The sequence below is a fragment of the Allobosea vaviloviae genome (assembly GCF_001298265.1).
GTDB classification, from domain to species: domain Bacteria; phylum Pseudomonadota; class Alphaproteobacteria; order Rhizobiales; family Beijerinckiaceae; genus Allobosea; species Allobosea vaviloviae_B.
Genome location: NZ_LGSZ01000064.1, coordinates 1 through 9,836, shown reverse-complemented (window position 1 = coordinate 9,836; position 9,836 = coordinate 1). Strand labels below are relative to the sequence as shown.

The 9,836-nt window shown below is 69.3% G+C and carries 10 protein-coding genes and 1 riboswitch; of the genes, 6 read left to right on the top strand and 4 right to left on the bottom strand.

Annotated elements, in window-relative coordinates; translation table 11 throughout:
- The first annotated feature begins 339 nt into the window (after positions 1-339).
- Both AE618_RS23050 and AE618_RS23045 read left to right on the top strand, forming a co-directional pair.
- Positions 340-1,989, top strand: coding sequence for a GMC family oxidoreductase (locus tag AE618_RS23050; RefSeq protein ID WP_054211423.1), 1,650 nt, complete (start codon positions 340-342; stop codon positions 1,987-1,989).
- A 252-nt stretch (positions 1,990-2,241) separates the two neighbouring features.
- A complete protein-coding gene (locus tag AE618_RS23045; RefSeq protein WP_054211422.1) occupies positions 2,242-2,763 on the top strand; it encodes a hypothetical protein in 522 nt (173 codons plus the stop codon).
- 8 nt (positions 2,764-2,771) lie between these two features.
- On the opposite strand, the gene AE618_RS23040 is transcribed toward AE618_RS23045, so the two are convergent.
- On the bottom strand, positions 2,772-3,743 hold the full coding sequence (locus tag AE618_RS23040; protein ID WP_054211421.1) for a D-2-hydroxyacid dehydrogenase: 972 nt from the start codon (positions 3,741-3,743) through the stop codon (positions 2,772-2,774).
- Positions 3,744-3,841: 98 nt separating this feature from the next.
- A complete protein-coding gene (gene cobD / locus AE618_RS23035; RefSeq protein ID WP_349236449.1) occupies positions 3,842-4,867 on the bottom strand; it encodes a threonine-phosphate decarboxylase CobD in 1,026 nt (341 codons plus the stop codon).
- 17 nt (positions 4,868-4,884) lie between these two features.
- Between cobD and cbiB the strand changes: the two genes are divergently transcribed.
- On the top strand, positions 4,885-5,862 hold the full coding sequence (gene cbiB, locus AE618_RS23030; protein WP_197280869.1) for an adenosylcobinamide-phosphate synthase CbiB: 978 nt from the start codon (positions 4,885-4,887) through the stop codon (positions 5,860-5,862).
- A gap of 103 nt (positions 5,863-5,965) precedes the next feature.
- On the opposite strand, the gene cobO is transcribed toward cbiB, so the two are convergent.
- Together cobO and cobU are read right to left on the bottom strand one after the other, a co-directional pair.
- Entirely contained in the window at positions 5,966-6,577 is a 612-nt protein-coding gene (gene cobO, locus AE618_RS23025; RefSeq protein ID WP_054211419.1) for a cob(I)yrinic acid a,c-diamide adenosyltransferase, read from the bottom strand.
- 7 nt (positions 6,578-6,584) lie between these two features.
- Complete coding sequence (gene cobU, locus AE618_RS23020) at positions 6,585-7,097, bottom strand: bifunctional adenosylcobinamide kinase/adenosylcobinamide-phosphate guanylyltransferase (RefSeq protein WP_054211418.1); 513 nt, start codon at positions 7,095-7,097, stop codon at positions 6,585-6,587.
- A gap of 152 nt (positions 7,098-7,249) precedes the next feature.
- Positions 7,250-7,436, top strand: a riboswitch (cobalamin riboswitch).
- Positions 7,437-7,571: 135 nt separating this feature from the next.
- On the opposite strand from cobU, the gene AE618_RS23010 reads away from it, so the two are divergent.
- The 3 genes from AE618_RS23010 to cobW all read left to right on the top strand — a co-directional run bounded on the left by AE618_RS23010 (position 7,572) and on the right by cobW (position 9,651).
- Positions 7,572-8,183, top strand: coding sequence for a HupE/UreJ family protein (locus AE618_RS23010; RefSeq protein ID WP_054211416.1), 612 nt, complete (start codon positions 7,572-7,574; stop codon positions 8,181-8,183).
- Positions 8,184-8,245: 62 nt separating this feature from the next.
- Positions 8,246-8,617 (top strand): DUF1636 domain-containing protein, encoded by a 372-nt coding sequence (locus AE618_RS23005; RefSeq protein ID WP_349236448.1) that lies wholly within the window; start codon positions 8,246-8,248, stop codon positions 8,615-8,617.
- Entirely contained in the window at positions 8,614-9,651 is a 1,038-nt protein-coding gene (cobW, locus tag AE618_RS23000) for a cobalamin biosynthesis protein CobW (protein ID WP_054211415.1), read from the top strand. Before AE618_RS23005 ends, cobW begins: the two co-directional genes overlap by 4 nt.
- The last annotated feature ends 185 nt before the right edge of the window (positions 9,652-9,836 follow it).

Here is a 9,836-nt window from a genome sequence, read left to right as displayed (position 1 = left end):
GCGGAGCCGCGCGCGCGGTGGGGGGGGGGCGGGGCCGGGGGGGGCGGCGGCCCCCCCCCCCCCGCGGGGGGGGGGGGGGGGGGGGGGGGGGGGGGGGCGTAACGCCGAGACCCCCCCTCGCGCGGGGTCGCCGAGCGGTCCGGCCCCCCCCCCAACCCTCCCCACCGCAGGCGGGGGGAGGGCTTGAACGCGCCATGACCGCCCCGAGAGTTTGCAAGCGATCATCCGGGCCGAAACAGCAGGTCATAGACGACAGTTCCATTGCCGGGTCGTGCCACGCAGCTTATCCCTCGCCCGGTCAAGAGCGGGAGCCACCCGCCGTCACGAGCAGGAAACGCCATGGCCGACCACGATGATGCCGGACGCCGCACGATCGGCACCTATGATTACGTCGTGATCGGCGCGGGCTCAGCTGGCTGCCTGCTCGCCAACCGGCTCTCGCGCGACCCGCGCAAGAAGGTGCTGGTGCTGGAGGCGGGCGGGCGCGACGACTGGGTCTGGTTCCACATCCCGGTCGGCTATCTCTTCGCCATCGGTAATCCGCGCGCCGACTGGCTGTTCAAGACGGAGCCGCAGGCGGGCCTCGGCGGCCGGGCGCTGACCTATCCGCGCGGCAAGGTGGTCGGCGGTTCGTCGGCGATCAACGCCATGGTCTATATGCGCGGGCAGGCGGCCGACTACGACGGCTGGCGCCAGCTCGGCCTCTCCGGCTGGGGCTGGGACGATGTGCTGCCCTATTTCCTCAAGCATGAGGACCATACCGGGCCGGGCGCCAGCGGCATGCACAAGGCCGGCGGTGAGTGGCGCGTCGAGCATCCGCGCGTCCGCTGGGCGATCCTCGACGCGATCCGCGAGGCGGCGGCTGCAGCGGGCATCGCCAAGATCGACGATTTCAACACCGGCGACAACGAGGGCTCGTCCTATTTCCAGGTCAACCAGCGTCGCGGCCGGCGGCTCAGCAGCTTCAACGCCTTCCTGCGGCCGGTGCTGGACGCGCGCGAGACCAATCTGCGGCTCGAAATCGGCGTGCTGGTCGAGCGCGTCGTGGTCGAGAACGGCCGTGCCACCGCGGTCGAATTCACGCATGGCGGCGAGACGCTGCGCGTCGAGGTTTCCGGCGAGGTCGTGCTCTGCGCCGGCGCCGTCGGCTCGCCCGCCTTGCTCGAACGCTCCGGGATCGGCGACGGGGCGCGGCTGCAGGGCCTCGGCATCGAGACGGTCGCGGACCTGCCCGGCGTCGGCGAGAATTTGCAGGACCATCTCCAGATCCGGCCGGTCTACAAGGTCGAGGGGGTGCGCACCCTCAACAGCGACTACGCCAAGATCTGGCGCCGGCCGCTGATGGCGCTGCAATATGCGGCGCTGCGCAGCGGGCCGCTGACGATGGCGCCCTCGCAGGTCGGCGCCTTCGCGAAGTCGTCCGCCGATTATGCGACGGCCAATCTGCAGTATCATTTCCAGCCGCTCTCGCTGGATTCATGGGGCTCGGGACTGCACCCGTTCGATGCCTTCACCGCCAGCGTCTGCAATCTGCGCCCGACCAGCCGCGGCCATATCCATATCAAGACGCCGCATGCGCAGGATGCGCCGAGCATCTCGCCGAACTATCTCGACACGCAGGCCGACCGGCAGGTCGCCGTCGATGCGCTGAAACTGACCCGCCGGATCGTCGAACAGGCGCCGCTCGCCCGCTTCCGGCCGCAGGAGCATCTGCCGGGGCCGACTGCGGCGAGCGATGCGGAGCTGCTGGATGCGGCGGCGGCGCTCGGCACCACGATCTTCCACCCCGTCGGCACGGCCAAGATGGGCCGTGAGGACGACGCCCGCGCGGTGCTCGACGAGAGGCTGCGGGTGCGCGGGATCAAGGGGCTGCGCGTCATCGACGCATCGGCGATGCCGGCGATCACCTCGGGCAACACAGCCAATCCGACGATGATGATCGCCGAGAAGGGTGCGGCGATGATGATCGAGGATGCGAAGACGGGGTGAGCCTTCTTGGGTCGCGGGCAACCTGCGCTCGTCACGCGCGCGCGGGTCGTCCCGGGCGACCGCAGGGCGACCCGGGACCCATTCCGGAACCTCTCCGACAAGCGCTCCGGAATGGATTCCGGGTCTCCGCTTCGCTGCGCCCGGGATGACGGCGCGTGTTATGGCAGAAGGCCTGAGAATTGCTGGGATCGCGCAGGATGAGTCGGCGCGACGCGAGCCGGTAAACGGCCGAGCGCGATGCAAGGACGATCGATGACCGAACGGCCGACCCCAGACGAGAAACGCAACCCCGTCGCGCGCGTCCTCTTCGCCATCCTGCGCGCGGTGCTGACCGTCGTCATCGTATTCGACGAGATCGCGCGGCCGCTCTACCGGCCGCTGATCGACTGGGTGGCGTCGCTGCGGATCGTGGCGCGGATGGAGGTCGCCATCGCCCGGCAGTCGCGGCTGGCGATCCTGGCGCTGCTGGCTGTGCCCTTCGCCCTCGCAGAGCCGTTGAAGCTGCTCGGTCTGGTGATGATGGCGGACGGCCGGTTACGGACCGGGCTCGTGGTCTTCGCCTTCGCCCATCTCGTCAGCTTCCTGCTGGTCGAGCGCATCTACCATGCGGGCCGCGACAAGCTCCTGACCTATGGCTGGCTCAGCTGGCTGATGACCCTGCTCGACCGGCTGCGGCGCCGGGCGCTGGACTGGGTCAGGAGCAGCGCGGCCTACGCCTTCGCCATCCGGGCCCGCGATGCGGCGCGGGCGTGGTGGCGGGGATTGCGCGCCTGAAACGCGCGTTAGACGACCTGATTGCGCAGGACCGTCTCGCCGCGCGCCAACCGGCCGAGGTTCTCGATCAGCACGTCGACGACATTGCCCTCATAGGCGCGCGTCTCGCCGGCGCTGTGCGGGGTGACGATGACCTGGGGCATCGCCCAGAGCGGCGAGGTTGTGGCCAGCGGCTCCTCGACGAAGGTGTCGAGCCCCGCGCCGGCGATCCGTCCCTCGCTCAGGGCCGCGATCAAAGCCTGCTCGTCAACGACCTTGCCGCGCGCGACATTGATCAGGAGCGCGGTCGGCTTCAACGCAGCGAGCGCCCTGGCATCGATCAGGTTCTCCGTCTCGGGCGTCAGCGGGCAGGTCAGCGCGACGATGTCGGCCTGCGCCAGAACCTCGTGCAACTGGTCGGGCCGCACGATCGCCTCGATGCCGGGTTGCGGCTCGGGGCTGCGGCGGACACCGATGACGCGCAGCCCGAAGGCTGCCGCCAGCGTCGCCAGGCGCAGGCCGATGCGGCCGAGCCCGACGATGACCAGCGTCTTGCCGCCGAGTTCGTCTTCGCGCCGGGTGCGGTCGCCGATCATCGGGCGCCAGCTCTTCGCCGTCTGGTTGTCGCGGGCGAGGTGGATCTGGCGGGTGAGCCCGAGGATCAGAGCCATGGCGTGCTCGGAGACGGCGCGCTCATTGGCACCCTGCGCGCTGGCGAGCCGAATGCCGGCGGCCGCGAAAGCCGCCTTGTCGTACTGGTCCGTGCCGGCGGAGACCGACTGGACGAAGCGCAGCTTGGGGCAGGTCGCGATCAGTTCGTTGCGCCAGAGGCCCGAGACCACCACCACATCTGCCTCAGGGGCGCGGGCCTTGAATTCGTCGAGCGAGCGGACCTCGAAGCTCTTCGCCGGGCGCCCCCGCGTCTGAAATTCGGCCTGCAACTGGTAGGCGGCATGGGCGAAGCAGATGGTCAGTTCGCCATCGGGCAGCAGTGCGGGCATTCGATCGATTCCTCTCGAGGCAAGGCATGTTCAGGCAAGATCAACGGCAAACTAGCGGGCGGTTGCGGTCCTGTCCCGGCGCGTGGCGCATGCAAGGCTCAAGCTGAGACCACGCCCCGCGCGAAGGATGCCAACGCCGCTTCGAGCCTTGTCCAGGCTGCCGCATCGCCCGGCAGGCCGAAGCGCAACCATGTCGCGTCGTTCTGGAAGCGCCGGACATAGAGGCCGTGCCGGCCGAGATGGGCGAAGAGCGAGGGGGCGTCCGGGGTGGCGAGCAGGCGAAACAGCGTCGTGCCGCCGACGATCTGTCCCAATGGTGACAAAAGCGCATCGAGCCGCGCCGCATCGGCGGCACGGGCGGTGCCTGCGTCCGCCAGCCATCGCGTATCGGCCAGCGCCAGAGCCCCGATTCGCAGGGCTGGTCCGGCGACGGCCCAAGGACCCATCGCGGACCGCAACGCCGCCATCGGCGCCACCTCCCCGATGGCGAAGCCGAGCCTCACACCCGCCAGCCCATAGGTCTTGCCGAAGGAGCGCAGCACGATCGTCGCGGGCGGCAGCATCGGGAGCAGGCTCGCTACAGGCGTGAAATCGGCGAAGGCCTCGTCGAGGATCAGCATGCCGCCGCGCCCGGCGCAACGCGTGGCAAGAGCGGCCAGGTCGTTCGCAGGAAGGCAACGGCCGTCGGGGTTGTTGGGGTTGACCAGCACAACCGTCGCTGCGCCGGCCGTTCCGGTCAGTGTCGCAACCTCGATCACCCGCGCGCCCGCCTTGCGCCAGGCCAGCGCGTGCTCGGCATAGGTCGGCCCGAGCACGGCAACCGGGCCGGCCGCGACCAGTTCCGGCAGCACGCGCGGCAGCAGGTCGATCAGGATCTGCGTACCGGGAGCCGCAATGATGTCGGCCTCAGGAGGGACGCGATAGGCAGCACGCGCCGCAGCCAGCAACGCCGCCTCGTCATCGGCGCCGGGCAGGCGCTGCCAGAGGCTTAACGGCAGCTTCGGAAGCGGATAGGGGATGGGATTGATCCCGGTGGAGAGATCGATCCAGGGCTTCGGCGCATCGGGAAAGAGCGCGCGCGCCGCGGCGATATCCCCGCCATGCCAGATGCCGTCTTCAGCCACGATTTGCCCGCCCGTCCATGGCCATGCCCGACACCCTGCTTCTGCTGCTGGCCGCGCTTCTGATCGAGGCGGCATTCGGCTATCCGCAGCGCTTGTATGCGCTGATCGGCCATCCCGTCACCTGGCTCGGCGCCTTGATCGCACAGCTCGACCGCGCGCTGAACCGCGAGGATGCGTCTTTCGCGATACGCAAGGCGGCCGGCATCGCGGCGCTTCTCATCCTGCTTGCGGTGACGCTTATGCTCTCGCTCGGCCTGACATGGCTGTGCCGGACGCTCGGACCCGCCGGCCTGCTGCCGCTCGCTGTGCTGGCCTCGACCCTACTGGCGCAGCGCAGCCTCCATGAGCATGTCGCCGCCGTCGCCGAAGGGTTGGAGCGCGGCGGGCTCAGCGAGGGGAGAAAGGCCGTCTCGATGATCGTCGGCCGCAATCCCGACAGCCTCGACGAGGCCGGAGTGTCGCGCGCCGCGATCGAGAGCCTGTCGGAGAATTTCTCCGATGGCGTGGTCGCGCCGGCCTTCTGGCTCGGCGTCGCCGGACTGCCGGGAATCGCGCTCTACAAGGCGGTCAACACCGCCGATTCGATGATCGGCCACAAGACGCCGCGCCATCTCGCCTTCGGCTGGGCCGCAGCCCGGCTCGACGACCTCGTCAACCTGCCGGCCTCGCGACTGACGGCGCTGCTGCTGGTGGCGTCTGCGGGCCTCGACGGTGAGGCGGATGCGGCGGGGGCGTGGCGGGCCGTGCGGCGCGATGCGCGCCGACACCGCTCGCCCAATGCCGGCCGTCCGGAAGCGGCGATGGCCGGCGCGCTGGCCTTGAGGCTGGCGGGGCCGCGGATCTATGGCGATGTGACGGTCGAGGATGGCTGGATGGGCGACGGGCGCGCCGAGGCGACGGCGGCCGACATCCGGCGCGCGTTGCGGCTGTACAGGCGGGCCTGCGGGCTGCTTTGGGGGCTGGCGGGGCTGGGGGCGGTAGTTGCGCTTGCCTAACCGCCGTGCTCAGGCTTGACCCGAGCAGTTCGTGCCGACGCAGGCTTTGAGGTCCTTTTCGGGCTGAGATTCTCGGGGCAAGCCCGAGAATGACGCGCCTCGCCTAGAACTCGATCCCTTCCTGCGCCTTCACGCCCGCCGCGAAATGGTGCTTCACCAAAGTCATCTCCGTCACGAGATCAGCGATCTCGATCAGCTCCGGCTTGGCGTTGCGGCCGGTGACGACGATGTGGAGGTAGCTGCGGCGTGCGGATAGCGTCGCCACCACCTCGGCCAGCGGCAGGTAGTCATAGCGCAGCGCGATGTTGAGTTCGTCGAGCACGATCAGGCGGATCGTCTCGTCTGCCATCAGCTCTTTGGCTTTCTCGAAAGCACGCGTCGCGGCGGCGATGTCGCGGGCCTTGTCCTGCGTCTCCCAGGTGAAGCCCTCGCCCATGGTGTGCCAGGAGACCTGGCCGCCGAACGCCTCCAGAGCGCGTCGCTCACCTGTCTCCCAGGCGCCTTTGACGAACTGCACAACGCCGATGCGCCAGCCATGGCCAAGAGCGCGAAGCGCGAGCCCGAAGGCGGCCGTCGACTTGCCCTTGCCCGGCCCGGTGTTGACGATCAGCAGGCCCTTCTCGACCGTCTTGGAAGCGACCTCGGCATCCTGCACCGCCTTGCGCTTTTCCATCTTGGCCTTGTGGCGGGCGGCTTCGTCGATCTGCGTTGTCATGTCGACCTCACTTCACCTGCATCGGCAGGCCGGCGACCATGAAGACCACGCGGCAGGCGCGGGCCGCAACCGCCTGATGCAGCCGGCCGGCCTCGTCGCGAAAGCGCCGGGCCAGCGCATTGTCGGGCACGATGCCGAGGCCGACCTCGTTGGTGACCAGCATGACGGGGCCTGACGCCTGCGCGCAGGCCTCGATCAGGTCGCGGCCGGCGGCCGCGACGTCTTGCTCCGCGAGCATGAGATTGGTCAGCCACAGCGTCAGGCAATCGACCAGAATCGGCCCGGCCGTGACGCTGCGAATCGCGGCAGGCAGCTGCAGCGGCGCGTCGAGGGTGAGCCAGTCGCCGGAGCGCCGCGCGCGGTGCTCGGCGATCCGCACGCGCATCTCGTCGTCCCAGGCCTGCGCGGTGGCGACATAGGTCCAGGGCGGCGGCAGCGCCTCGATCAGCGCTTCGGCATGGCGGCTCTTGCCGGAGCGGGCGCCGCCGAGGACGAGGGTGAGATGGGGGATCGACGTCATGGTCGTCTCGTCAAAGCGGTCGTCATTGCGAGCGCAGCGAAGCAATCCAGAGGGCATGGAGCAAGCGGCTCTGGATTGCTTCGCTGCGCTCGCAATGACGGTGGAGGCGGATCGCCGTCTAGAGGGTCCATTGCACAGCATCGCCCACATGGCTAATGATCTCGGCCGACGGTGCCTCCGCGAGGAGGTGAAAAGGGAACGCGGTGCGATGCCGCGGCTGCCCCCGCAACTGTAAGCGGCGAGTTCTGCGCCATCGGCCACTGGGACACCATCCCGGGAAGGCGGCGAAGGATGCCTAGACCCGCGAGCCAGGAGACCTGCCGTCAACAGTGTTCCTATGGGCCCATCGGACGGGGTGTTCCGACGGCGGCTGTGTTCGCGTGGCGAAGGTCATGCGGCTCCGTCCTTGGGAACGTTGGCCGGTCGCAAGACCGGCTGCCTTGTGACGGAGACCCCTCGACCATGACGCCACGCATGCGCCTGACCCTTGCCTTCACAGCCCTGGCCACGACACCAGCCTTCGCCCATCATCCGATGGGCGGGAGAACGCCGTCGACACTGACCGAAGGGCTGCTCTCGGGCCTCGGCCACCCCATTCTCGGGCTCGACCACCTCGCCGCGCTCGTCGCCGTCGGCCTCGTCGCCTCGCGCTACGCCTCGGGCGCGCTGCTGCTTCCCGTCCTGTGGATCGTCGGCATGGGGCTCGGCGCCTTCGCCCATATGAACAGCCTCGACCTGCCGGGCGGCGAGATCCTGGTCGCCGGCAGCCTCGTGCTGATCGGCGCCATCGGCGTGCTCAAGCCCTCGCTGCCATTGCCCGCACTGGCGGCGATCTTCGCGGCCGCGGGCTTCGCCCATGGCCATGCGCTCGCCGAATCGATCATCGGTGCGGACACGGCCGTGGTCGGTGCCTATCTCGTCGGCCTCGTCGCGATCCAGGCCGCGATCACGGTCGGCACGATCCTGCTGGTGCGGCGCCTGTTTGCGATGCCGGCGGCCCTGCCATTGCCGCTGCGCGCGGCCGCTGCCGCTCTCGCCTGCGTCGGTCTGGTTTTCCTCGCAGCCGCCCTGCCCGGCGCGGCCTGAAACCCGATCGCAGCATGAGCACCACCATGATGCCGCCACGCTTGCAATCAGGCGCGGGAAACGTGCGCATTCTCGTTTGCGCCAGTTGCCGTGCGGCCGGCGCCGACCCTGACGCGCCCCGCCCCGGCGCCGTTCTCGCCGCCGGGCTGGCGCAAGCGCTCGACACCGCTTGCGAGGCGTCCGTTACCGTGGAGACCGTCGAATGCCTCTCGGTCTGCAAGCGGCCCTGTACGGTCGCGCTGGCCGGCGAAGGCCGCTGGACCTATGTCTATGGCGATCTCGACCCGAAAGACGGGGTCGAGACGCTGCTCACCTTCGCGCGCCAATACCGCGATACGCATGACGGCATCGTGCCCTGGCGCGAACGCGCCGACGCGATCCGCAAGGGCGTGGTCGCGCGCATCCCTCCCATCGCCATAGCGAGCCCGACATGACGTCACTGACCAAGATTCCCTGCACGATCATCACCGGCTTCCTCGGCGCCGGAAAGACCACGCTGGTGCGCCACCTGCTCGAGAACGCCGAGGGAAAGCGCCTCGCGGTGCTGGTCAACGAGTTCGGCGATCTCGGCTTCGACGGCGAATTCCTCAAAGGCTGCGGCATTTCCGGCTGCACCGAAGAGGATGTCGTCGAGCTGCCCAATGGCTGCATCTGCTGCACGGTCGCCGATGATTTCGTGCCGGCGCTGGAGAAGCTTTTGAACCGGGCCGATCCACCGCAGCACATCCTGATCGAGACCTCGGGGCTCGCTTTGCCCAAGCCGCTGGTCCAGGCCTTCAACTGGCCGGCGATCCGCGCCCGCGTCACGGTCGACGGCGTCATCGCCGTCGTCGACGGCCCGGCCGTCGCCGGGGGACAGTTCGCCGACGATCCCGAGGCGATGGCGGCGCAGGCCGCGCAGGATGCTTCCGTCGAGCACGACAACCCGCTGGAAGAGGTGTTCGAGGACCAGATCCTGTGCGCCGACCTGATCCTGCTCAACAAGAGCGATTTGATCGACGAGGCGGCCAAGGCCCGCGTCAAGGCCGAGATTGCCGCGCATCTGCCCAAGGCGATCAAGATCGTCGAGACCAGCCATGGCAAGGTCGAGCCGGCGCTGATCGTGGGACTGGGTGCGGCGGCCGAGGCCGATCTCGCCGCGCGCCCCTCGCATCACGGCGAGGGCGAGGATCACGACCATGACGATTTCGATTCGGTGGCGCTGGCCCTGCCCGCGGGTCTCTCGCCGGAGGCTTTGTCCGCTCGCGTCGCAAAGGCCGCCGAAGCGGACGGCGTGCTGCGGCTGAAGGGATTCGCGGCGGTGCCGGGCAAGCCGATGCGCCTGGTCGTGCAGGGTGTCGGCCGGCGCGTCAGCCATCATTTCGACCGTGCCTGGGGAGAGAGTGAAGCGCGCGACGGGCGCCTCACCGTGATCGGGCTCAAGGGCTTCGACGTGAAGGCCGTGGAAGCGGCCCTCGCGGGGGCCTGACGCAAAGCGATGCATCTTCTCCCGACCAGCGAGATCAGGCTCGAAGACGGCGAGGACGCCGTCGATCTCGGCTTGGCTGCGGGCGACGTGGTGGTGCTCTCCTTCGCCGACAGCGATCTGTCGGCGCTGGCGGCGGCCCTTCTCCCTCCCCCCGCCTGCGGTGGGGAGGGAGAAGGGCCGCCGCC